Source organism: Stenotrophomonas sp. PvP093, from assembly GCF_017876915.1.
Classification (GTDB): domain Bacteria; phylum Pseudomonadota; class Gammaproteobacteria; order Xanthomonadales; family Xanthomonadaceae; genus Stenotrophomonas; species Stenotrophomonas muris.
In genome coordinates, this window is sequence record NZ_JAGIOX010000001.1 from 7,501 (window position 1) to 31,266 (window position 23,766).

A 23,766-nucleotide genomic window follows, 5' to 3' on the forward strand; every position below is an offset into this window, starting at 1 on the left:
CCGAATCGTAGCCCTGCACCAGCGGGTACAGGAACTCGTGGATGGCGATGGACTGCTGGGCGGCATAGCGCTTGGCGAAGTCGTCGCGCTCGAGCATGCGCGCCACGGTGTGCTGGCCGGCCAGGCGGATCATGTCGGCCGCGCCCATCTTGCCGAACCACTCCGAGTTGAAGCGGACTTCGGTACGGCTGCGGTCGAGCACCTTGAACACCTGTTCCTCGTAGGTACGGGCGTTGGCCAGCACGTCATCGCGGCTGAGCGGCTTGCGGGTCAGGCTCTTGCCGGACGGGTCGCCGATCATGCCGGTGAAGTCGCCGATCAGGAAAATGACCTGGTGGCCGAGGTCCTGGAACTGGCGCATCTTGTTCAGCAGCACCGTATGGCCCAGGTGCAGGTCGGGCGCGGTGGGGTCGAAGCCGGCCTTGATCCGCAGCGGACGGCCTTCCTGCAGGCGCGCACGCAGATCCTCGAGCTTGAGGATCTCGTCGGCACCACGGCCGATCAGGGCAAGGGCTTCTTCAATCGAGGACACGTGACTACTCCCGGCAACGCCGATTCTTGTGTGGGGTGTTAAAGCGAAGTTAACCCGATTGGCTTCACAAAAGCCAATGGGCACAAGGGTTTGACGCGGTTTTCTCAGGTGTCTATGGTAACCGGCGATCAGGCCCGCACTCCCAGGCCGCCAGGAAAAAACCGCCGATGCACAATTCCGAACAAGGGCGCGCACGCAAGCAGCGCTTCCAGGAACGCCTCCACGTCCTGCACGACAACACCCTGCATCGGAAGCTCAGGCAACATCTTCCCGCCGCCTTCAATGAGCGCTGGACCCGCCGCCATTGGATGCACGCCAGCCTGTTTGCGACCATCGGCGCCCTGGTGGCGACGATCGTCCCCGGTTTCTCGCACACCATCGATGCGCCTTACGCCGACAGCCACACCAGCCTGGCGCTGCCGTTGCCGCCGCTGACCATGGCCCGCCAGCAGCAGGTGCCGGGTGACAGCTGGCAGGTGCTGCGCGTGCAGCGTGGCCAGACCCTGAGCGACCTGTTCGACAAGGCTGGCATTCCGGCCACCACCCTGCACCGGGTGCTGGACCACCCCGGCGCGCGTGAGGCGTTGACCAAGCTGCGCCCGGGTGCCGAGATCGCCTTCGACATGCCGCTGTCCGGCGACCTGCGCAGCATCCGTTTCGACCGCGATGCCGACAACCGCGTGGAACTGAGCCTGGCCGGCGATGACATCAAGGAGAAAGTGACCAAGCGCGAGTCCTCCACGCGCACCGTGGTCACCAGCGGCGAGATCACCAGTTCGCTGTATGCCGCGGCCCGACGGGCCGGGCTGTCGCCGTCGGCGATCGCGACGATGACCGACGACATCTTCAAGTACGACATCGACTTCTCCAAGGACCTGCAGCCGGGCGACCGCTTCAGCGTGGTGATGGATGAAACCTGGCGCGAAGGCGAGAAGGTGGACACCAGCAAGATCCTGGCGGCGACCTTCACCACCGGTGGCAAGACCTATTCCGGCTTCCGCTTCGACCGCAACGGCAAGTCCGAGTACTACGACATCAACGGCCGTTCGCTGAAGAAGAGCTTCATCCGCATGCCGATCCCGTTCGCGCGGCTGAGTTCGACCTTCGGCGCGCGCAAGCACCCGGTGCTGGGCAAGATGCGCATGCACAAGGGCGTGGACTACGCCGCGCGCACCGGCACTCCGATCATGGCCGCCGGCGATGCCCGCGTGCAGTTCGCCGGCGTGCAGCGCGGCTACGGCAACGTGGTGATCCTCGACCATGGCCGCGGCCACACCACCCTGTACGGCCACATGTCGCGCTTTGCGAACATCAGGACCGGCCAGCGCGTGGCCCAGGGCACGGTGATCGGCTATGTCGGCTCGACCGGCCTGGCGACCGGGCCGCACCTGCACTACGAATTCCGCGTCAACGGCGAGCACCGCAACCCGCTGACCGTGACCATGCCGCCGCCGGAACCGCTGAAGGGCGCCGAGCTGGTCGCCTTCCGCGCGCAGACCGCGCCGGCGATGGCGCGCATCCAGGGCATGGAGAAGCTGATCTACGCCGACGCCAGCCCGGCACCGACCAGCCGCGACGAGGCTGCGCCCGAGGTGGCCAGCGCCAAGGACAAGCAGGCGACCGGCCGCAAGCGCGGCTGAGCGTCTTGCGTTGACGAAGAAGGACGCGGCAGCCCAAGCTTGCCGCGTCCTTTTTTTATGCCTGCCATGAACACGACTGCCGACGCTGACGCCCCCCTGTACCTTGGCCTGATGTCGGGCACCAGCGCCGATGGCATCGATGCCGCGCTGGTGCAGTTCCCCGCCGGCGGTGGCTGCCGCTTCGTGCACGGCCTGACCGCCCGCTGGGAGCCGGTGCTGCGCGCGCGGCTGGTGGCGCTGGGCGAAGGTGGCCCGCTGGAGTCGCTGGAGGAACTGGGCGAACTGGACGCGCGGATCGCGATCAACTTCGCCGGGGCCGCCAATCAACTGCTGGCCGAGGCCGGCGTGGACCGCAGCCAGGTGCGCGCGATCGGCTCGCACGGCCAGACCGTGCGCCACCGCCCGCTGGCCGACCCGGCGTTCACCGTGCAGCTGGGCGACGGCAACCGCATTGCCGAACTGACCGGGATCACGACGGTATCCGACTTCCGCCGCCGCGACGTGGCGGCCGGGGGCCACGGTGCGCCGCTGATGCCGGCCTTCCACCTGGGCATGCTGGGCACCGCCGACGAAGACCGCGCGGTGCTCAACCTGGGCGGCATCGCCAACCTGACCCTGATCCCGCGCGAAGGCGCGGTGCGTGGCTTCGATACCGGCCCGGCCAATGCGCTGATGGACGCCTGGTGCCAGCGCCATACCGGCCGCACCTTCGATGCCGATGGCGCTTACGCTGCCAGTGGCACGTTGGACGAGGGCCTGCTGGCCGGCTGGTGCTCGGACCCGTGGTTCGCGCTGCCGCCGCCGAAGAGCACCGGGCGCGAACAGTTTCACCTGTCCTGGGCCGAAGCCCACATGGGGGAAGGCGAGTACGCCGCTGCCGATGTGCAGGCCACCCTGCTGGAGCTGACCGTGGCGACAGTGACCGATGCGTTGCTGGCGCAGCAGCCGCAGACCCGGCGCCTGCTGGTCTGTGGCGGCGGTGTGCGCAACCGGCAGCTGATGAAGCGGCTGGCGGCGCGGCTGCCGGAGGTGCAGGTTGAGTCCAGCGCGGTGCATGGGCTGGACCCGGAGTACGTGGAGGCGATGGGTTTCGCCTGGCTGGCGCAGCGGACGATGGACGGGCTGGCGGGCAACCTGCCGAGCGTGACCGGGGCAACGGGCCCGCGGATCCTGGGGGCGATCCACCTGGCGTGAGGTGGGCCGTCCGCGCAGGTGAGGCGCCGTTGTAGAGCCGAGCCCTGCTCGGCTTAGCGTGGGCCGGGCCAAGAGCAGCCGAGCATGGCTCGGCTCTACAAAGGCGCTAATCGAAGCCCTGCCCTGCCGGCAGGGCCTGCAGGGCGGCAATCGCGGCGGAGAGGGCGTCCACTTCGGGATCGCCGAAGCCGGAGCGGACCTCCAGTTCACTGCTGAACAGCCCCTGCTCCAGCAAGGCGGCGCAGGTCTGTTCGTGGGTCCAGCCGCGGGCGACCGCGACCCGTCGGATGCGTTCCAGCAGCAGCGGGTCCAGGTCCCGCAGCACAACGTCGGCCATGCTCACTTCCCCGTTCGCAAGGCACCGCCCCCTCGGCGCGTCGGGGGCGATGATCCCGCAGTCCGGGCGGGCAGGCAATCAGGCGACCGGCGGCGGCCCGCGATCGGCGATCCGCGGCCACAGCCACGCCAGCAGCAGCAGGGTTGGCACCACGGTGATCGAGCTGAGGATGAAGAACGTGCTGTAGGACGTCGCTTCGACGATGTAGCCGGAGACGCCACCGACGAACTTGCCCGGCAGGTTGGCCAGCGAGACCAGCAATGCGTACTGGGTGGCGGTGAAGTTGCGGTCGGTCAGCGACGACATGAAGGCCACCAGCACGGTGCCGGCAAAGCCCTGGAACAGGTTGTCGGCACTGAGCGCGGCGTAGAACGCCCACAGCTTGCCCGGATTGTGCGCCATCAGCAGGAAGGCCAGGTTGGACAGCGCCACGCCCAGCGCGGCCACCAGCAGCATGCGGCGGAAGCCGAACGCAGCCACCGCGATGCCGCCAAGGAACGCGCCGCCGATGCCCATCCACACACCGAACAGCTTGGAGACGGTGGCGATGTCGGCCTTGTCGAACCCCGAGTCGAGATAGAACGGCCCGGCCATCACTCCGATCACCTGGTCGGGGAACTTGAACAGGCCGACGAAGGCCAGCAGCACCAGCGCCAGTGCCACGCCATTGCGGCTGAAGAAGCTGGAGATGGGCTGGACGAACGCTTCGGCAATATCGATGCGGCGCTGCACGGCGGTGGCCGGGCGCTGCGGTTCGGCGCACAGCAGGGTGGTGACGATCGGCAGCAGCATCAGCGCGGCCATCGCCAGGTAGGCGACGATCCAGCCTTCGAACTGGGCCAGGTACAGCGCGCCGGCACCGGCCAGGATCAGGCCGATCCGGTAGCCCAGCGTATAGGTGGCGGCCAGCGCCGCCTGGGCGGTCTGCGGCGCGATCTCGATGCGGTAGGCATCGACGGCCGAATCCTGGGTGGCGCCGGCGAACGACGCCACCAGCACCCACATCACCAACGGCCACACGCCCTGTTCGGGCCGCACGAAGGCCAGCGCGACCAGCCCGACCAGCACCAGCACCTGCGACACCAGCAGCCAGGAGCGGCGGCGGCCGAGCCGCCCCAGCAGCGGGAAGGCGTAGCGGTCCAGCAGCGGTGCCCACAGGAACTTGAGCAGGTAGAAGAAGCTGGCCAGGCTGATCAGGCCGATGCTGCCCAGGTCCAGCCCGACGTCGCGCAGGCGCGTGGACAGGGTCTGCGAGGCGATCAGCAGGAACGGCAGGCCACTGCCGAAGCCGAGCATGGCCATGGTCAGCGCCGACGGGGTACCGAAGGCGCGCTTGATGCCGGCCCAGCCCTTGTAGCTGACCGGCGTGGCGGCCTCGGTCACAGGTCGTAGTCCACGGTGAACGGGGCGTGGTCGGAGAAGCGCTCGTCGCGGTAGATCGAGCAGCTGCGCAGTCGGTCACGCAGGCCCGGGGTGATGAACTGGTAGTCGATGCGCCAACCGACATTGTTGGCACGGGCGGCGCCGCGGTTGCTCCACCAGGTGTAGTCCTCTCCGGTGGGGTTGAGCAGGCGGTAGGCATCGGCCCACCCACGGCCGCCGGCGACATCGGTGGCCTGGCCGTGGTCGGCGCACAGCGCGTTGAGCCAGTCGCGCTCCTCCGGCAGGCAGCCGGAGTTCTTCTGGTTGGACTTCCAGTTCTTGATGTCCAGCGCCGAACGCACGATGTTCCAGTCACCGCACAGCACGTAGTCGCGGCCGCTGCGCGCCCACGCTTCGAGGATCGGCCGCAGCCATTCCATCACTTCGAACTTGAAGCCCTGGCGCAGGTCGCCCGAGCTGCCCGATGGGATATAGAAGGAAACCACGCTGAGATTGCCGTAGCGCGCCTCGATGTAGCGGCCTTCGTCGTCGAACGGCGCCCAGCCCAGCGAGGTGATGACCTGGTCCGGTTCGCGCTTGCTGTAGATCGCCACGCCGCTGTAGCCCTTCTTGGTGATGGCATCGCGATAGAAGCAGTGGTGGCCGTCCGGACGGAACATCGGGTCGGTCAGCTGGTCTTCCTGGGCCTTGGTTTCCTGGATGCACAGGACGTCGGCGTCCTGGGCACGGAACCAGTCGAGGAAGCCCTTGGTCGCGGCGGAACGGATGCCATTGGCGTTGAAACTGATGATGCGCATGCGGGGGACCTGCGGCGGGAAACCGGGCAAGCATACCGGTTGCCCGCAGGGCTGCGCAGTCCGCCAGGCCGGGCCTGGACGGCTTTCACATGGCGCTGGACGAGCGCGAAACGCCCAGCTGGATTAGGATTTGTGCTCCAAATGAAGATGAATCGAGTTTTGATGAGCGACCACCGCCACCGTTTCCTGCAGCTGGCCCTGACTGCCGACGCCCTGCGCTTCGGCCAGTTCACCCTCAAGTCCGGCCGGCTGAGCCCCTATTTCTTCAACGCCGGTCGTTTCGACTCCGGTTCGCTGCTGTCGCAGCTCGGCGCCTGCTACGCCGATGCCATCGATGCCACCGGGATCAAGTACGACGTGGTGTTCGGCCCGGCCTACAAGGGCATTCCGCTGGCCACCGCGATGGCCTGCGAGCTGGCCCAGCGTGGCCGCGACCTGCCGCTGTCGTTCAACCGCAAGGAAGCCAAGGACCATGGTGAAGGCGGCCAGCTGATCGGCGCCGACCTGAATGGCAAGCGCGTGCTGATCGTCGATGACGTGATCACCGCCGGTACCGCGATCCGCGAAGCGCTGGGCATCATCCGCGCTGCCGGCGGCACCCCGGCCGGCATCGTGGTGGCACTGGACCGCCAGGAGATCGCCTCGGAAGCCGACCGTCGCTCGGCGGCACAGTCGGTGGCCGAAGAAGCCGGCATTCCGGTGATCGCCGTGGCATCGCTGGCCGATCTGCTTGATTTCGCCTCCGGCAACCCGGAACTTGTCGGTTACCGGCAGCCGCTGGAAGCCTACCGGGCCCAGTACGGCGTCCGTTCGATCCGCTGACCGACCAGGGGAAAGGTCATGTCCCGAGTTCCTGCTGTTCTCTTTGCCGGCCTGCTGCTGGCCGTGCCGTTCACCGTGCCGGCGCAGTCGCGCGACGGCGGCAAGGTGGAAAAGAAGCTGTACTGCTGGAACGAGGGCAAGGAGCGGATCTGCAGTGATTCGCTGCCGGCCGATGCGGTCAATCACGCCCGCGAGGAGTTCAACGCGAAGAGCGGCCTGCGCAATGCGCAGGTCCAGCGCGCGTTGACCGACGAGGAGCGCGCCGCAGCCAGCACCGTGGCACAGCAGCAGCAGCTGGACCTGATGGCCGAGCAGACCCGCCAGCGCACCGAACAGGCGATGCTGTCCACCTATGGCAGCGAGGACGACCTGCGCCGGGTGTTCGCCGAACGCCAGGAAGTGCTGGACAACAACCTGAAGACCGCCGAGTACAACGTCACCAGCCTGCGCGAATCGCTGGTGGCGCTGCTGTCGGCCGCCGGTGACCGCGAACTGGCCGGTGGCAAGGTGGCCGACAAGCAGGCCGAGGCGATCCGCCAGCGGCATGTACAACTGCAGTCGCAGCAACGCCTGCAGGCCGGGTTCCTGCAGCAGCAGCAGGCGCTGAAGGCCGAGATCGACAGCACGCTGCAGCGCTATCGCGAGCTGAAGGGCGTGGCGCAGGCGAGCCAGGCGCCGTGATTTGCCTGTAGCGTCGGGCCCACGCTCGGCGCCGCGTGACCTTGGGAAAGGGCAGCCGAGCATGGGCTCGGCTCTACAGCAGGCGGCGCCTGGTTACGGGTTGGCCCACGGAATTTATGCACTCTTTACGCGTCGGCCCGGTCCGGCGCGTAGTGCGTTTATGGGCGGCAGGACGACGATGACGGCCTGAGGTGGAGGGGTTCCACCAGGTCGCTATTGAAATGTCCCCCTGGCTGTCTTTGTTGTGTGGCGTGCTGGTGCTGATCGCCGCCGCCTATCTTCTCTATGTCGTGCTGCGGCCCGAATCGTTCTAACGGAGCCGGCCATGACTGAGATGCTTGTCATTCTTGCCGCCAGCCTGCTGCTGGCGTGGCCGCTGGGCCTGTACCTGGCCCGCGTGATGCGCGGCACGCCGATGAAGGTCGACGTGCTGTTCAACTGGATCGAAAAGCCGTTGTACAAGGTGTTCGGCGTCGATCCCTCGCGCGCGATGTCCTGGCGCGGCTACGTGCTGGCCTTCGTGCTGAGCAACGTGGTGGTCGCTGTGTTGACCCAGGCGGTGTTCATGACCCAGGCCTGGTTGCCACTGAACCCGGACCAGATCCCGAACATGCGCTGGGACACCGCGCTGCACACGATGATCTCGTTCCTGACCAACACCAACCAGCAGCACTATTCGGGCCAGGCGCAGCTGTCCTACCTCTCGCAGATGACCGGCATCACCGGCCTGCAGGTGGTGACGCCGATGATGGGCCTGGCGCTGGCGGTGGCGACGCTGCGCGCGTTGTTCTCGCGTGCGCCGCAGGCTGCGGCGGCCACCGGTGCCGGCGATGACCGCCAGGTGGCGGTAGGCAACTACTACGTGGACGTGGTGCGCCTGTGCGTGCGTTTCCTGTTGCCGCTGTGCCTGGTGTGGACCCTGCTGCTGACCAGCCAGGGTGTGCCGTCGACGATGGCCGGTGGCCCGCAGGCCACGCCGATCGATGCCAGCGCCGGCATGACCGGACAGAAGCTGCCGCTGGGCCCGGTGGCGGCGATGGTCGCGGCCAAGCAGCTTGGCGCCAACGGTGGCGGCTGGTACGGCCCGAACAGCAGCTTCCCGCTGGAGAACCCGACCCCGCTGTCGAACGCGCTGGAGATCGTCGGCATCCTGCTGGTGCCGATGGCGGTGATCTTCATGATCGGCGCGTTCACCGGCCGGCGTCGCTTCGGCGCCCTGGTGTTCAGCTGCATGCTGGGCATGTCGCTGCTTTCCACCGGCGCGATGATGTGGAGCGAAGGGCATAGCGCCAGCGCCGCCACCCCGCTGCTGATGGAAGGCAAGGAGGTGCGCTTCGGCGCCGACGGCACGGCGCTGTGGGCGGCGGTGACTACCCAGGTCTCCAATGGCTCGGTGAACGGCATGCACGATTCGCTGGCGCCGCTGAGCGGTGGCATCGCGATGGTCAACATGCTGGTCAGCGCGATCTGGGGCGGCATCGGCTGTGGCCTGCAGCAGTTCATCGTCTATCTGCTGCTGGGTGTGTTCCTGGCCGGGTTGATGACCGGGCGCACGCCGGAACTGTTCGGCCGCAAGCTGGAGACGCCCCAGGTGCGCCTGCTGGCCCTGCTGGTGCTGCTGCAGCCGATCACCCTGCTGGTGTTCACTGCGATCACCCTGGCCGTGCCCGGCCTGGCCGGCACCTCCAACCCCGGCTTCCATGGCATCAGCCAGGTGTTCTACGAGTATGTCTCGGCCTACGCCAACAACGGTTCGGGCTTCGAAGGACTGGGTGACGCCACGCTGTGGTGGAACCTGAGCTGCTCGCTGGTACTGCTGCTGGGCCGCTTCCCGCTGCTGATCATTCCGCTGGTGGTGGCCGCACAGCTGGCCGCCAAGCGCCAGGCGCCGGAGTCTGCCGGCAGCCTGCAGATCGAAACCCCGACCTTCGCCCTGACCCTGGTCTCGGTGATCGTCATCCTGACCGTGCTGCAGTTCATGCCGGCGCTGGTACTCGGCCCGATCGCCGATCACCTGAGCCTGGGACTGCGCTGAGGACACCCTGATGAGTACCCAAGCAAGTTCAACCCGTAGTACCCATGCACTGCGCCCTGCCCTGCTTGATGGCGCCGGCCTGCGCCGTGCGCTGGTCGAAGCGGTGCGCAAGCTGGCGCCGATGCATCTGGTGCGCAGCCCGGTGATGGCGGTGGTGATGGCCGGCACGATCGTCGCCGCGATCGTCACCCTGACCGGCAATGCACCGCTGGGCTTCGGCCTGGCAGTGACCGCCATCCTGCTGGTGACCGTGCTGTTCGGCAATTTCGCCGAGGCAGTGGCCGAAGCGCGTGGCCGTGGCCAGGCCGCCTCGCTGCGCCGTGCCCGCCAGGACCTGGTGGCGCGCCGGCTGGCGGCGCCGCAGCCGGGCGCAGCCGAAGCCCAGGTGCCTGCAGCCGAGCTGCGCCCGGGCGACCATGTGATCGTCAGTGCCGGTGAGCTGGTGCCGGCCGATGGCGAGATCGTGCAGGGCCTGGCCACCATCAACGAAGCGGCAGTGACCGGCGAATCGGCACCGGTGCTGCGCGAGGCCGGTACCGACCGTTCCGGTGTGATCGGTGGCACCAAGGTGCTGTCCGACCAGATCATCGTGCGGGTGACCGCCGAGCCGGGCCACAGCTTCCTGGACCGCATGATCGCGCTGGTGGAAGGTGCCAATCGCCAGAAGACCCCCAACGAGATCGCGCTGACCCTGCTGCTGGCGGCGATGACGCTGACCTTCCTGGTGGTGGTGGCCACGTTGCCGGCGATCGGCGCGGCCGTGGGCGTGCAGGTCGATCCACTGCTGCTGATCGCACTGCTGGTGTGCCTGATCCCGACTACCATCGGCGGCCTGCTGCCGGCCATCGGCATCGCCGGCATGAACCGTGCGCTGGCTGCCAACGTGCTGGCCAAGTCGGGCAAGGCGGTGGAAGTGGCCGGCGACGTCGACGTGCTGCTGCTGGACAAGACCGGCACCATCACCTACGGCGACCGCCAGGCCAGCCACTTCCATCCGCTGGCCGGCATCGACGCCAGCCAGCTGCGCGAGGCCGCACTGCTGTCCTCGCTGGCCGACCCGACCCCGGAAGGCAAGTCGATCGTGCGCCTGGCGCGCGAACAGGGCTGCGCCACCGCCGAGCCGGACCGTGCCGACTACCTGGCGTTCAGTGCCCAGACCCGGATGTCCGGCGTCGATCTGGAACACGGGCGGCAGATCCGCAAGGGCGCTGCCGATGCGATCGGCGCCCACGTGCAGGCACTGGGCGGCAACGTGCCGGCTGAACTGGCCGGCCGCGTCGAGCAGGTCGCGCGCAATGGCGCCACCCCGCTGGTGGTGGCCGAGGGCCGCCACGTGCTGGGCGTGATCGAGCTGTCGGACGTGGTCAAGCACGGCATGCGCGAGAAGTTCGCACAGCTGCGGGCGATGGGCATCCGCACGGTGATGATCACCGGCGACAACCCGCTGACCGCTGCCGCCATCGCCGCCGAAGCGGGCGTTGATGACTACATCGCCGAGGCCCGTCCGGAAGACAAGCTGGCACGCATCCGCCAGGAACAGGCCGGTGGACGCCTGGTGGCGATGGTGGGCGATGGCACCAACGATGCTCCCGCGCTGGCCCAGGCCGACATCGGCCTGGCGATGAACTCCGGCACGCAGGCGGCGAAGGAGGCCGGCAACATGGTCGACCTCGATTCAGACCCGGCCAAGCTGCTGGCAGTCGTGGAAGTGGGCAAGCAGCAGCTGATCACCCGCGGTGCGCTGACCACCTTCTCGCTGGCCAACGACGTGTCCAAGTACTTCGCGATCCTGCCGGCGCTGTTTGCCGCTGCGGTTCCGGCCATGGCCGCACTGAACGTGATGCAGCTGTCGAGCCCACGCAACGCGGTGCTGGCGGCGCTGATCTTCAACGCGCTGGTGATTCCCGCGCTGATCCCGCTCGCCCTGCGTGGCGTGCGCTTCCGTCCGGCCACGGCCACCGCGCTGCTGCGCCGGAACATGCTGGTGTACGGCCTCGGCGGCGTGCTGTTGCCGTTCGCGGCGATCAAGCTGATCGACCTCTTCCTTGTCCTGGTATTCGGCGCATGAACCGTTCTGCTTCCACCTCCACCTCCCTGCCCCGCGAACCGAAGGCCGAAGCCCGCGTGGCCAGCCTGCAGGACGGCGCCGGCTGGCGCCCGGCGATCGGCCTGGGCCTGGCCACCCTGCTGCTGGCCGGCGCGGTCTACGCCGGCATCGCCACCGGTTTCGCCGGCCTGGCCTACCCCACCCAGGCCGAGGGCAGCCTGCTGCGCGATGGCAGCGGCCAGGTGCGCGGCTCGGCATGGTTGTCGCAGCCGTTCACCGGCGATGGCTACTTCCAGGCACGGCCGTCGGCGGCCAACTACGACCCGATGGCCGCGGCCGGTTCCAACCTGGCGCGCAGCAACCCGGCGCTGGCCGAGCGTGTTGCCGCCAGCACGGCGGCGGTGGCCGCGCGCGAAGGTGTCGCCCCGGCGCAGGTGCCGGCCGACCTGGTCACCCAGTCCGGCGGCGGGCTGGATCCGCAGCTGTCGCCGGCGGCGGCGCAGCTGCAGGTGGCACGCGTGGCACGTGCCCGCGGCCTGCCGGTGGAGCGCGTGCAGGCCTTGGTGCAGGCACATACTGAAGGGCGCCAGTGGGGCGTGTTCGGCCAGCCGCGGGTGAACGTGGTGACGCTGAACTTCGCGCTGGACCATGCGGCCAAGGCGCCGTGATGCCGGCCTGCATCGGCTGCGCGCACAATGGCGGCCATGACAGCGGCCCCCATGACTGATGCGCGTACCCGCCAGGCCGATGCCCTGGTGGAAGGCCTGCAACGCGAAGCCGGTGGCAAGCTGACCGTGTTCCTCGGCGCCGCGCCGGGTGTGGGCAAGACCTACACCATGCTGACCCGTGCCCAGGAGCAGCTGCGCCGCGGCGTGGACCTGGTGGTCGGGCTGGTGGAAACCCATGGCCGCGCCGAAACCCAGGCCCTGCTGGAAGGTCTGCCGCAGCTGCCGTTGAAGGACGTGGCCTATCACGGCCACGCCCTGCAGGAGATGGACCTGGATGCCGTGCTGGCACGGCATCCAGCGCTGGTGCTGGTGGACGAACTGGCCCATCGCAATGCGCCCGGCAGCCGCCATGAGCGGCGCTGGCAGGATGTGATGGAGCTGCTGGACGCCGGCATCGACGTCTGGACCACGGTCAACATCCAGCATCTGGAAAGCCTCAACGACGTGGTGATGCGCATCACCGGCGTGCGGGTCAGCGAGACCGTGCCCGATGGCGTGCTCGATCGCCTGCACGACATCGTGCTGGTCGATCTGCCGCCACGCGAACTGATCGCGCGCCTGCAGCAGGGCAAGGTCTATGTGCCCGAACAGGCCGCGCAGGCGCTGCAGGCGTTCTTCTCGCCGGCCAACCTGACCGCCCTGCGTGAACTGGCGATGCAGGAAGCCGCCGACCGCGTCGACAGCAGCCTGCGTGAAACCCGCGCCGCACGGGGCGAAGGCAACCTGCCGCTGCGGCGCGGCGTGCTGGTGGCCATCGATGGCGGCGGCCAGAGCGAGTACCTGGTGCGGGTGGCGCGCCGCATCGCCGAGCGCCGCGACGCACCGTGGACGGTGGTGACCGTGCAGGGCCGGCGCCAGGACGAGGCCACGCGGCGCGAGATCGATGCGGCCTTCGCCCTGGCACGGCGGCTGGGCGGCGACGCCGAACTGCTGCACGGATCGAGCATCGCCGATGCCCTGCTCGACCATGCAGCGCACAACGGCGTATCGACCCTGGTGCTGGGGCGCACCCGTGAGCGCCCGCTGGCGCGGATGTTCAACCGAACCCTGACCCAGCAGCTGATCCAGCGCGGCGCGCACTACGAGATCACCATCATCAGCACGCCGCAGGCCCGGGCGCGCTCGCGCCGCGAAGGTCTGCTGCCACCGATGCGCGGCATCAGCTACGAGCCGGTACAGGCACTGATCGCCACCGCGCTGGCCTGTGCGGTGGCTTGGCTGGCCGAACGCTGGGTCGGCATGGCCGACCTGTCGATGGTGTTCATCGTGGCAGTGGTGCTGGTGGCGGCGCGCACGCGTGCCAGCGTGGCGGTGATGGCGGCGATCCTGTGCTTCCTGGCCTACAACTTCCTGTTCATCGCGCCCCGCTTCACCTTCGCCATCGGTGCGCGCCAGGGCGTGATCACCGTGTTCCTGTTCCTGGCCGCCGCCTTGGTGGCCGGACGGCTGGCCTCGCGCCTGCGCATGCAGGTCATTGCGCTGCGTGCGGCCAACCGCCATGCACGTGCACGCCAGCAGCTGGGCCGTCAGCTGGCCAGCGCCGCTGGCAACGGCGAGGTGGCACAGGCAGGTCGGCATGCCTTGGAGCAGGCGATGGATGTGCCGGCGTGGCTGCGGATCGGCGCGGACACTGCCGCCGGTGGCCGCAGCCAACCCGGCGATACCGACCTGGCTGCCGCCGACTGGGCGCTGCGCCACGGCCAGCCCAGCGGCCGCTTCACCGACACCCTGGCCGGTGCGCAGTGGTGGTTCCTGCCATTGCTGGATGGCGAAGATCGCGCGATCGGCGTGGCCGGCCTGTACCTGCCCGGCGCACAGGCACGCCTGCTGCCCGAACAGCGGCAGCTTGCCGAGGCGATGGTCGATGACATCGCGCAGGCCGCACTGCGTACCCGGCTGGTGGCCGAACTGGAACAGGCGCATGTCAGCAACGAGACCGAGCGGTTGCGCTCGGCCCTGCTCTCTTCGGTGTCGCACGACCTGCGCTCTCCACTGGCGGCGATGATCGGTTCGGCCGACAGCCTGGCCAGTTACGGCGCGGCGATGGACACGGCCGATCGCCGTGCCCTGCTGGACACCATCCTGGTCGAAGGCGAGCGGCTGGACCGCTACATCCAGAACCTGCTGGACATGACCCGCCTTGGCCACGAAGGTCTGAAGATCAACCGTGACTGGATCGGCGTGGACGAACTGATCGGCTCGGCCGCACGGCGCCTGCAGCGCTACCAGCCCAAGGTGCGGCTGGAGCTGGACATTCCGTCCACGCTGGCGCCGATCTGGGTACACCCGGCACTGGTCGAACAGGCCGTGTTCAACGTGATGGAGAACGCGGCCAAGTTCTCGCCGCCCGACGCCGCCGTGCAGGTGCAGGCGCGCGAACTGGACGGCCAGCTGCGCATCGACGTGATCGATGCCGGCCCCGGCATTCCCGACGACGAGCGCGCGCGCATCTTCGACATGTTCTACAGCGTCGAGCGCGGCGACCGCGGCCGCCACGGCACCGGCCTGGGCCTGACCATCTGCCAGGGCATGATCGGCGCACATGGCGGCAGCGTGCAGGCGCTGCCCGGACGCGACGGTCGCGGTACCCTGATCCGCATCACCCTGCCCCTGCTCAAGCCAGCCTCCCACGATGAGCCCGACCCCGATTGATGCCAGCGTGCCGGCCGCGCGCGTGCTGGTGATCGATGATGAAACCCAGATCCGCCGGTTCCTGGACATCAGCCTGCGCGCGCAGGGCTACCAGGTGCGACAGGCCGCCACCGGCCAGGAAGGCCTGCAGCTGGCCGCCAGCGAGGACATGGACCTGGTGATCCTGGATATCGGCCTGCCGGACATGGAAGGCCACGAGGTACTTGAACAGCTGCGGCAGTGGAGCCAGGTGCCGGTGATCATGCTGACCGTGCGCGCCGGCGAAGCCGAGAAGGTGCGCGCACTGGATACCGGCGCCAACGACTACGTGACCAAGCCGTTCGGCACGCAGGAACTGATGGCGCGGGTGCGGGCGCTGCTGCGCACCCGCAGCGTACCCAGTGATGGCACGCCGCCGGTGTTCGACGACGGCCACCTGCGCGTGGACCTGGTGCGCCGCGAAGTCGCCCTGCAGGGTGAACCGGTGGCGTTGACCCGCAAGGAGTACGCGTTGCTGTCGCTGCTGCTGCGCAATGCAGGGCGGGTAGTGACGCAGCCGCAGATCCTGCAGGAGATCTGGGGGCCGACCCACCAGCACGATACCCATTACCTGCGCATCCTGGTCGGCAAGCTGCGGCACAAGCTGGGCGATTCGGCGCTGGATTCACGCTATCTGTTCACCGAACCGGGCGTGGGCTTGCGATTCAAGGGGTGAGGGTGTGCCGAACAACGGTCGGCACCCACCAAAGCAAATTCGGAAGAGCATCCACGCATGGCGTGGATCTCTGCTGTGTCGACCAAGGTCGACACCTACCAAGAGCAGTTCATGCGGTTCGGACAGATCGCGGAAATCTGTCGAAGGCGGGGTGGGTCCGGTTGCGGGGGCGTGAGCCGCATGGATGCGGCGACCGAGCTTACATGGGTGAGGGCGCTTTGCTTGCGAAGCACTGCTTCGCAAGCGCCCGAACGCCCAGCCGCCAGCGGCTGGGCCGGGCCCCGGAGGGGGACTTGCAGCGTCCTCCGTAACCGGACCCACCCCGCATCCTACGGATAGCCGGCCTTTGACGTTGACGTTGATTCGGCGGGTGCCGGGCGCCGCCCGGCCCCACCTCAGAACCCCAGCGGCGTGTCGCCCAGCACCGGCTGCAGCTGGCTGCGGAACAAGGCCTTGATGCGCTCGAGTGCGGCATCGTCGTTGCCTTCGAAGCGCAGCACCAGCACCGGCGTGGTGTTGGAGGCGCGCACCAGGCCCCAGCCATCGGCGAAGTCCACGCGCAGGCCATCGATGGTCGACAGGCGGCCCCCCACATACGGGTTGTCCGGCGACTGCGCCGCCGCCACCAGCATCGCCACCAGCGCATGCGGCGTCCCGTCGGCCACCGCTACCTTCAGCTCCGGCGTGGCGACCATTTCCGGCAGTTCGCCCAGCACTTCGTCCGGGGTCTCCTCGCGCTGGGCCAGGATCTCCAGCAGGCGCGCAGCGGCGTACAGGCCGTCGTCGAAACCGAACCAGCGTTCCTTGAAGAAGAAGTGGCCGCTCATCTCACCAGCCAGCTCGGCATCGGTCTCGCGCATCTTCGCCTTCATCAGCGAATGCCCGGTCTTCCACATCAGCGGGCTGCCACCGTTGCGCAGCACATGGTCGGACAGCTTGCCGGTGCACTTGACGTCGTAGATCACCATCGCGCCCGGATTGCGCATCAGCACGTCGGCAGCGAACAGCATCAGCAGGCGGTCGGCATAGATGATCCTGCCTTCGCCGGTGACCACGCCCAACCGGTCGCCGTCGCCATCGAAGGCTACGCCGAGGTCGGCGCCGAAGCGCTTGACTGTCTGCACCAGGTCTTCCAGGTTGGCCGGCTCGCTCGGGTCGGGATGATGGTTGGGGAAGGTGCCATCGACATCGCAGTACAGCGGAATGACGTCGGCGCCGATTGCTTCCAGCAGCTGCGGGGCCAGTGCGCCGGCCACGCCATTGCCGGCATCGGCCACGACCTTCAGCGGACGGTCCAGCTGCACGTCATCGGCGATGCGCTGGATGTAGTCGGCACTGACATCGCGCTGCTGGTAGTCACCCGGTTCGGCGGACTGCACCAGGCGGCCCTCGACGATGCGCTGGTAGAGGTCGGTGATCGCGTCGCCGGACAGCGTCTCGCCGCCGATCACCACCTTGAAGCCGTTGTACTCGGGCGGGTTGTGGCTGCCGGTGACCGCCACGCAGGTGCCGGTACGCAGATGGAAGGCGGCGTAGTACACGAGCGGGGTCGGCGCCAGGCCGATGTCGATCACCGCGCAGCCGGCACGGCGCAGGCCCTCGGCCAGCCCGGCCGTCAGCTCGGGTCCGGACAGGCGGCCATCGCGCCCGATCACCACCTCGCGCAGGCCCTGCTCCAGTGCCACGGTGCCGATGGCCTGGCCGATCAGCGCCGCGGTCTTCGGTGTCAGTTCGCTGCCCACCATGCCGCGGATGTCATAGGCGCGGAAGATGCCGGCGGCCAGCTCTTCGGCAGGCACCGGCGGTGGCGGCGGTGGCGTGGCATCGCCACTGCCGGTCACGGCGGCCACCGGTGGCGGCGCCTGCTGCAGGCTCTCGCTCAGGGTCGGGCCATGGTCGGCCTCGGACGCGGCGGCGCGGCGCGGCAACGGCAGCGACTTCGGCAGCCGGTCGCGCCCCACCACCAGCAACACGGCAATGAACGCCAGCAGCAACGCCACAATGGCGCTGGCCAGCGCGCCCAGGCCGAGCGGACCGGCCTCGACATTCGGCACCGACGCGACCAGCCGCAACGGCGTGCCTGCAACCGGGCGCGCCAGCGCTTCCGCGCTTTCGGCCAGGCTCGGGTCGCCCTGGGTGACCAGATCGAATGCTCCCTGGCGCAGGCCGAGGAAGCCGGCGGACGGCGCGCTGACCTGGTCGAGCGGCGACGTCAGCCGCAGCAGCGGTTGGCGGACATAGATGACGGCCGGCCCCAGGCTGCCCAGCTGCACCGGCGCGGCCAGGCCCAGGCGGTTGCCGCCGCCGTCGCGGACCACGCGCAGGCTTGGCCTGGCCTCGGCCAGCGCCGCTTCCAGCAGCGCCAGGCGGGAATACCCGAAGGTGGCCGGATCGGCATAGGCGTTGGCCAGATCGGCCGCCAGCACCTCGACCTGCTCGACTCCGGTCCAGCTCTCGCGAACGGCCAGCGCCGCCGCAGCGGCGTCGCCGGCCTGCAGCGCCTGCTGCACGCGATCGTTCTTCAACTGCTGCTGCAGCTGCTGCAACTGGCCCGCAGCAGCCTGCTGCAGGCCCTGCACGGCCTGGTCACGCGCCTCTTCCAGCGCCTGCCCGTTGGCCTCCTGCCGCCATTGCTGCACCGCGCTCCATCCGAACCAGCCGGCCAACAGGATCAACAGCACCCCCAGTAGAGGTGCACTGCGACCCAACGACCGTCCCCGCTGTCCTTCCCCGATGCCGCTCATCGATGTCCCCTGTCAACGCACCCCGGTATGGCCGAATCCACCCGCGCCCCGCACGCTGTCGGTGAAAGTATCCACTACCTGCAGGCTGACGCGGGCGATCGGAACCACCACCAGCTGCGCGATGCGATCGCCCGGCTCGATGGTGAAGGCCTCGCGGCCACGGTTCCAGACGCTGATCAGCAGCGGCCCCTGGTAGTCGGCATCGATCAGGCCGGTGCCGTTGCCCAGCACGATGCCATGCCGATGGCCCAGCCCGGAACGCGGCAGGATCACCGCGCACAGGTTCGGGTCGGCAATATGGATGGCCAGGCCGCTGGGCACCAGCGCGGTGTCGCCCGGCTGCAGGGTCAGCGCGGTATCCAGCGCCGCGCGCAGGTCCATGCCGGCACTGGCCTCGGTGGCATAGGCCGGCAGCGGCCAGCTGTCGCCGAAGCGCGGATCGAGCAGCTTGACCTGCAGCGGGTGGGAAGTGGATGCCTGGGTCATGCCTGGAGTCTCCGCGCGATCAGCGCCAGCAGTTGTTCGGCCAGCTCGCGCTTGGAAGTGGCCGGGAATACCTGTTCGCCGTCCTGCCAGAAGGCCGTGGCGGCATTGTTGTCGCTCTCGAAACCGCCGCCACTGATGCCGACCTGGTTGGCGATCACCAGGTCCAGGCGCTTGTCGACCAGCTTGCCGCGCGCGTATTTCTCCACATCGTGGGTCTCGGCGGCGAAGCCGACCACCAGCTTCAGCGACTGCGTCTGTGCAGCGACTTCGGCGAGGATGTCCGGCGTGCGCACCAGTTCGATCACCAGCGACTGGCTGTCGGCGGTCTTCTTCAGCTTCTGCGCGGCGACCTGGCGCGGCGTGTAGTCGGACACCGCGGCGGCACCGATATAGATGTCGGCGGGCAGCGACTTCAGTACGGCATCGCGCATCTGCGCGGCCGAGCGCACGTCGATGCGCTGCACGCCCGGCGGCGTCGGCAGCTGTACCGGACCGCTGACCAGCACCACCTGCGCGCCCAGCGCGGCAGCAGCGGCGGCCAGGGCAAAGCCCATCTTGCCGCTGCTGCGGTTGCCGACGTAACGCACCGGATCGATGTCTTCGTAGGTCGGGCCGGCACTGATCAGCAGGCGCAGCCCCTGCAGGGCACGGGTTTCCGGCGCGGCAACCGTCGCAGCGGCGCCGCCATTGGCGGCCAGCGCGGCCACGATGTCGCCGGGTTCGGCCAGCCGACCGGGACCGGATTCACCTTCGGCCAGCGGGCCATCGACCGGGCCGATCACCTGCGCACCACGCTGGCGCAGCAGGGCGATGTTGGCCTGGGTGGCCGGATGCAGCCACATGCGATGGTTCATCGCCGGGCAGATCGTCAGCGGTGCGGTGCTGGCCAGGCACAGGGTGCTGACCAGGTCATCGGCATGGCCCTGGGCCAGCCGGGCCAGCAGATCGGCGGTTCCCGGCGCGACCACGATGCGGTCCGCCCAGCGGGCCAGCTCGATGTGGCCCATGGCCTGTTCGGCGGCGCTGTCCCACAGCGTGGTGCGGGTCGGCTGCCCGGACAGGGCCTGGAAACTGAGGGGGGTGACGAACTGCTGGGCGCCGGCGGTCATCGCCACCTGCACCTGGGCGCCCGCATCACGCAGGCGTCGCACCAGTTCCAGGGCCTTGTAGGCCGCGATCCCGCCTCCGACGCACAACAGCAGTTTCTGGCCTTCCAGCGCGCGGCCGGGCGCGGGGGAAGCGTTGGGGGAGTCAGCCACCTGGAATTCCTGTGCAAACGAGGGCATTAGCTTACCCGATGGTCGGTAATGTCCCGGTGCACAGCGCACATAGCGGGCAGCTATCAGCAGATGGGACTTGCACCACAGCGCTTCCGGGGTTCAAGACACTGCGATTCGGAACTTTCCTATACCTGTAGGCCGGCCACGTTTGCAGAATCGTCAGTGGCCGCCGCAGGTGTGCCGCTTCGCTTTTCGAGGATTCCGCGTGCACCCGCGCATCATCATCGCCGACGACCATCCCGTCGTCCTGCACGGCATCCGCATCGTGCTGCAGACCCACCTGATGGAGGTCGTCGGCAGCGCGCGTGACGGCGCCGAGCTGCTGCAGCTGGTCGAGCACCACGGCTGCGACGCGGTGCTGACCGACCTCTCCATGCCGGGCACCGGCCCGGATGGCCCGGAACTGATCGCTGAACTGCGCGCACGCCACCCGCACATGCCCGTGGTGGTGCTTACCGGCGCCCGCCACCCCGGCCTGCTCGATGGCCTGCTGCGTGAGGGTGTCAGCGGCCTGGTCGACAAGTGCGCCGATTTCGGCGAGTTGCCGCAGGCCTTGAACGCGGCCATGGCAGGGCAGGTGTTCGTCTCGCAGCAGCTGCGCCACCACCTGCAGGCGCGCGACCTGATGTTCGCGCGCGAACCGGCGGCGCTGTCCGCCCGCGAACAGGAAGTGCTGGACCTGTTGGCCGCCGGGCTGAAAGTGAACGCCATCGCCGTCCACTGCGGCCGCAGCCCCAAGACGATCAGCCGGCAGAAGGCCGAGGCCAAGCGCAAGCTGGGGCTGCAGAACAACCAGGAGCTGTTCGCCTACCTGCAGTCGCGACGCGACTGAGGCAACGGCCGACCCGGGCATGCGTCCTGCCCTGATGGGCCGCATCGCCCCCACTGGCGATGATGCAGGCATGCCCATCCACGACTGGCCCGAACAGGAACGTCCCCGCGAGAAGCTGATCGCACGCGGCCCCGCCACGCTGTCCGACGCAGAACTGCTGGCACTGTTCCTCGGCTCCGGCTTCGGTGGACGCGATGCGGTGCAGACCGCGCGCGACCTGCTGCAGGCGCACGGTCCCCTGCGTGTGCTGCTGGACCGCCCGGCCCGCGAGCTGGCCCGGTTGCCGGGGCTGGGCCCTGCTCGAAGCTGTGCACTGGCCGCCGGGCTGGAACTGGCCCACCGCTATCTGGCGGCCGAACTTCAGCAGGGCGAGGCCGTCGGCAACAACCCGGCTGCGGTCGGCCGCTATCTGCAGCACCGCCTGCGCGGCCAGGCCCGCGAGATCTTCATGGCGCTGTTCCTGGACAACCGCCACCGCCTGATCGCCTGCGAAGAACTGTTCCAGGGTACATCTTACTTCTATGCAATGGACGCCTTAAGTCCGATGCGGTAGTGTCGGGGGGGTGAGGCAGTACAGGCAAAATTCGGGACCGACCAATGGCAACGCTCGAGCTGTTTCAGTTTCAGCGATTCGACCATCGAGAGGCTGACGGCCGGCATCTTTGGTCAGTCTCCATGTCCATCAACGATGTTCCTGAACCCAAGCGGCAGTTGCCTTACATTCGCCTAGCTTCCGGCCTACCTTGGACAGAAGCGAATACTTGGCTCGCGAGTCGCGCTTGCGATCCTGCCGACGATCTAAGCGCAAAGACGATCATTAGAGACGCCCGCAGCCTAGTCAGCTACGCCAACTTTCTGGAAGCCAATGGATTGGTGTGGAACGACTTGCATAAGCCGGATTCAGAAAAGCCGACCTACCTGTACAAGTCGCACAGGAACCTCAATGTAAAAGAGGGTACGGGTGCATACTCGACCGCTCAAACAGAATTGCGAGCAGTCGCCAACTTCTACATCTGGTGCACATCCACCGGGCAACTTTCAGACGGCTGCAAACCGTTCTTGACTCGAACGACCCAGGTCCAAGTCTCTACAAAGTTCGGATCAAAGACAGTCGAGAAAACAGTCTCGAACATGCCCCTGAAACGACGTAGGACCGCGCCCAGATCGACCTTGGAAGGTGGCCTGAAGCCAGTTCCGGCGGAACTTCAGAAGCGAATCCTGACGCTATCCGAGGCACATGCGGGCACAGAAGTGACATTGATGCTCGCCATTGGCTTTTCTTCTGGAATTCGCTTGGGCAGCATCACAGACCTCAAATGCGAAACTATCGAAAAGGCCGCGTCCACGAACCTGAAAGGCCACAAGTCCATCAAGATCGGTCCCGCGCACGGGGTGATGACGAAGTTCTCAACGAACTACTCCCCCGTCGTACCAGACGCGCTCATCCAACGCCTTACTAGGGAGGGTCTGAACAACGCACTCTGACACTTGGATTTCAGCGTCAGAGCGCCGGACCAGCGTCGATTTGATCAATTTCCCGCCCTTTCAGGCGGTTTCTGGCGGGTTTTCCCGCCTTACAGGCGCACCACCCCCATCGCCGGCAACAGGCGCCGGCGCGCCATCCACAGGTTCGACAGCGCGAACAGCGTCAGCACCTGCGCCGCGTTCTTCGCCAGGCCGCGGTAGCGCACCTTCGTGTAGCCGAACTGGCGCTTGATCACCCGGAACGGATGCTCGACCTTCGCGCGCAGGCTCGCCTTGTACCGCTCCCAGCGCTCGGTGTAACGCCGCTCGCGCGGGTTCTTCATCGCCCGCAACTTCGACGGCTTCTCCGCGATCAGGAAGCCGGCCTCCACATCCTTCAACTCTTCACGCTTGTCGGCACCGGTATAGCCGCTGTCGCCACAGATCGTGTCTTCCCGGCCGTGCAGCAGCCTGTGTACCCGGGTCACGTCGGCCACGTTCGCCGCCGTGCACTCGACGTGGTGCACCAGGCCGGATTCATCATCGACGCCGATGTGCGCCTTCATGCCGAAGTGCCACTGGTTGCCCTTCTTCGTCTGGCACATTTCCGGATCGCGCTTGCCTTCGGCGTTCTTCGTCGAGCTCGGCGCGGCGATGATCGTCGCGTCCACGATCGTGCCCGCGTGCAGGCTCAGGCCCTTGCGCGCCAGATGCGCATTCACCCGCTCGAAGATCCGCCCGGCCAGGCCGTGGGTTTCCAGCAACCGGCGGAAGTGGAGGATCGTGGTCTCGTCGGGAATCGCGTCCACGCCGCCCAACCGCGCGAACCGGCGCATCACCGGCGTGTCGTACAAGGCCTCTTCCATCGCCGGGTCGCTGAGCGCGTACCACTGCTGCAGGAAATGGATGCGCAGCATCGTCGCCAGCGGGTACGGCTGGCGGCCGGGACGGCCCAGCTTCGGGTAGTGCGGCTCGATCAGCGCCAGCAGCGCCTGCCACGGCACCACCTGCTCCATCTCGGCCAGGAAGATCTCCCGCCGCGTGCGCTTGCGCTGGCCCAGGGTCTCGGCATCACCGAACGTCAGCTGCATCGATCGTCACCCCAATCTGGTGCGCTATTGTCGCCTGCAGCAGCGGAGTTGTTCAGACCTTCCCTAGCTACATAACTTCGGTCCGACGCCTAAAACGCGCCATCAAGCATGGAGGTCGGTACTCTCAGTACCTCTTCCTAACCCCGCAGGGACGCCCCTATCATGATGACGACGGCATTCCGAGCAGCGCCATTGGTGTAGCAATTCACAGGATAAGGGCGATCGCACAAGCCAGCGACGTCCCGATCGAAGACTTTCGATTTCACGACTCCCGAGCGACGTTCGCATGCAACTTGCTAGATGCCGCGATGGCAATAGGGATCCCTG

At 67.9% G+C, this 23,766-nt stretch carries 20 protein-coding genes and 1 pseudogene (1 of these 21 only partly in view); 13 read left to right on the plus strand and 8 right to left on the minus strand.

Translation table 11 applies throughout. From position 1 onward, the window contains the following. On the minus strand, positions 1-532 hold the beginning of the coding sequence (gene tyrS / locus J3A72_RS00035; protein ID WP_032961398.1) for a tyrosine--tRNA ligase. 680 nt of this gene lie to the left of the window's left edge; the window shows 532 of its 1,212 coding nt (coding positions 1-532); the start codon lies at positions 530-532; the stop codon falls past the left edge of the window. Positions 533-699: 167 nt separating this feature from the next. Here tyrS and J3A72_RS00040 point away from each other — a divergent pair, with 167 nt between their 5' ends. Together J3A72_RS00040 and J3A72_RS00045 are read left to right on the plus strand one after the other, a co-directional pair. Beyond that, the gene (locus J3A72_RS00040) at positions 700-2,172 is read left to right on the plus strand and encodes a peptidoglycan DD-metalloendopeptidase family protein (protein ID WP_032961400.1); all 1,473 of its coding nucleotides are present in this window, start codon (positions 700-702) and stop codon (positions 2,170-2,172) included. 66 nt (positions 2,173-2,238) lie between these two features. Beyond that, positions 2,239-3,366, plus strand: coding sequence for an anhydro-N-acetylmuramic acid kinase (locus J3A72_RS00045; RefSeq protein WP_075076409.1), 1,128 nt, complete (start codon positions 2,239-2,241; stop codon positions 3,364-3,366). A gap of 106 nt (positions 3,367-3,472) precedes the next feature. Here the strand turns inward: J3A72_RS00045 and J3A72_RS00050 are convergent, their stop codons facing one another. The 3 genes from J3A72_RS00050 to J3A72_RS00060 form a co-directional block, all read right to left on the minus strand. Next, positions 3,473-3,703 (minus strand): hypothetical protein, encoded by a 231-nt coding sequence (locus J3A72_RS00050; protein WP_014645678.1) that lies wholly within the window; start codon positions 3,701-3,703, stop codon positions 3,473-3,475. Positions 3,704-3,781: 78 nt separating this feature from the next. After that, a complete protein-coding gene (locus J3A72_RS00055) occupies positions 3,782-5,086 on the minus strand; it encodes an MFS transporter (protein ID WP_014645677.1) in 1,305 nt (434 codons plus the stop codon). Continuing rightward, positions 5,083-5,883: an exodeoxyribonuclease III gene (locus tag J3A72_RS00060; RefSeq protein WP_041862998.1), complete on the minus strand. Its 801-nt coding sequence runs from the start codon at positions 5,881-5,883 to the stop codon at positions 5,083-5,085. Before J3A72_RS00060 ends, J3A72_RS00055 begins: the two co-directional genes overlap by 4 nt. 162 nt (positions 5,884-6,045) lie before the next feature. On the opposite strand from J3A72_RS00060, the gene pyrE reads away from it, so the two are divergent. The 8 genes from pyrE to J3A72_RS00100 all read left to right on the plus strand — a co-directional run bounded on the left by pyrE (position 6,046) and on the right by J3A72_RS00100 (position 15,542). Beyond that, positions 6,046-6,705: an orotate phosphoribosyltransferase gene (gene pyrE, locus J3A72_RS00065; RefSeq protein WP_032961411.1), complete on the plus strand. Its 660-nt coding sequence runs from the start codon at positions 6,046-6,048 to the stop codon at positions 6,703-6,705. Positions 6,706-6,723: 18 nt separating this feature from the next. Next, positions 6,724-7,386: a hypothetical protein gene (locus J3A72_RS00070; RefSeq protein ID WP_032961414.1), complete on the plus strand. Its 663-nt coding sequence runs from the start codon at positions 6,724-6,726 to the stop codon at positions 7,384-7,386. A gap of 221 nt (positions 7,387-7,607) precedes the next feature. Next, a complete protein-coding gene (locus J3A72_RS00075) occupies positions 7,608-7,700 on the plus strand; it encodes a potassium-transporting ATPase subunit F (protein WP_032961470.1) in 93 nt (30 codons plus the stop codon). Positions 7,701-7,711: 11 nt separating this feature from the next. After that, on the plus strand, positions 7,712-9,421 hold the full coding sequence (gene kdpA / locus J3A72_RS00080) for a potassium-transporting ATPase subunit KdpA (RefSeq protein WP_014645673.1): 1,710 nt from the start codon (positions 7,712-7,714) through the stop codon (positions 9,419-9,421). A 10-nt stretch (positions 9,422-9,431) separates the two neighbouring features. Continuing rightward, complete coding sequence (gene kdpB, locus J3A72_RS00085; protein WP_075076359.1) at positions 9,432-11,489, plus strand: potassium-transporting ATPase subunit KdpB; 2,058 nt, start codon at positions 9,432-9,434, stop codon at positions 11,487-11,489. After that, positions 11,486-12,136, plus strand: coding sequence for a potassium-transporting ATPase subunit KdpC (gene kdpC, locus J3A72_RS00090; RefSeq protein ID WP_075076360.1), 651 nt, complete (start codon positions 11,486-11,488; stop codon positions 12,134-12,136). Before kdpB ends, kdpC begins: the two co-directional genes overlap by 4 nt. A 51-nt stretch (positions 12,137-12,187) precedes the next feature. Then, a complete protein-coding gene (locus J3A72_RS00095) occupies positions 12,188-14,848 on the plus strand; it encodes a sensor histidine kinase KdpD (RefSeq protein ID WP_014645670.1) in 2,661 nt (886 codons plus the stop codon). Next, positions 14,829-15,542, plus strand: a complete 714-nt coding sequence (locus tag J3A72_RS00100; RefSeq protein WP_032961423.1) for a response regulator transcription factor — start codon at positions 14,829-14,831, stop codon at positions 15,540-15,542. The genes J3A72_RS00095 and J3A72_RS00100 overlap by 20 nt, the downstream gene beginning before the upstream one ends. Positions 15,543-15,937: 395 nt before the next feature. On the opposite strand, the gene J3A72_RS00105 is transcribed toward J3A72_RS00100, so the two are convergent. The 3 genes from J3A72_RS00105 to coaBC are packed head-to-tail and all read right to left on the minus strand — an operon-like array spanning position 15,938 to position 20,058. Next, a complete protein-coding gene (locus tag J3A72_RS00105; protein ID WP_075076361.1) occupies positions 15,938-18,286 on the minus strand; it encodes a phosphomannomutase/phosphoglucomutase in 2,349 nt (782 codons plus the stop codon). 12 nt (positions 18,287-18,298) lie between these two features. Further along, a complete protein-coding gene (gene dut, locus J3A72_RS00110; protein WP_014035700.1) occupies positions 18,299-18,772 on the minus strand; it encodes a dUTP diphosphatase in 474 nt (157 codons plus the stop codon). Then, positions 18,769-20,058, minus strand: a complete 1,290-nt coding sequence (gene coaBC / locus J3A72_RS00115; protein ID WP_014645667.1) for a bifunctional phosphopantothenoylcysteine decarboxylase/phosphopantothenate--cysteine ligase CoaBC — start codon at positions 20,056-20,058, stop codon at positions 18,769-18,771. The genes dut and coaBC overlap by 4 nt, the downstream gene beginning before the upstream one ends. A 199-nt stretch (positions 20,059-20,257) precedes the next feature. Between coaBC and J3A72_RS00120 the strand changes: the two genes are divergently transcribed. The 3 genes and pseudogenes from J3A72_RS00120 to J3A72_RS00130 all read left to right on the plus strand — a co-directional run bounded on the left by J3A72_RS00120 (position 20,258) and on the right by J3A72_RS00130 (position 22,369). After that, complete coding sequence (locus J3A72_RS00120; RefSeq protein WP_049408686.1) at positions 20,258-20,884, plus strand: response regulator transcription factor; 627 nt, start codon at positions 20,258-20,260, stop codon at positions 20,882-20,884. A gap of 70 nt (positions 20,885-20,954) precedes the next feature. Beyond that, positions 20,955-21,395, plus strand: a pseudogene (locus tag J3A72_RS00125) (UPF0758 domain-containing protein); the annotation flags it as partial. Between the two features lie 164 nt (positions 21,396-21,559). Beyond that, positions 21,560-22,369, plus strand: coding sequence for a hypothetical protein (locus J3A72_RS00130; RefSeq protein ID WP_209571754.1), 810 nt, complete (start codon positions 21,560-21,562; stop codon positions 22,367-22,369). Positions 22,370-22,458: 89 nt separating this feature from the next. Here J3A72_RS00130 and J3A72_RS00135 read toward each other — a convergent pair whose 3' ends face one another. After that, positions 22,459-23,439 (minus strand): IS5 family transposase, encoded by a 981-nt coding sequence (locus tag J3A72_RS00135; RefSeq protein WP_075076136.1) that lies wholly within the window; start codon positions 23,437-23,439, stop codon positions 22,459-22,461. Positions 23,440-23,766 lie beyond the last annotated feature (327 nt).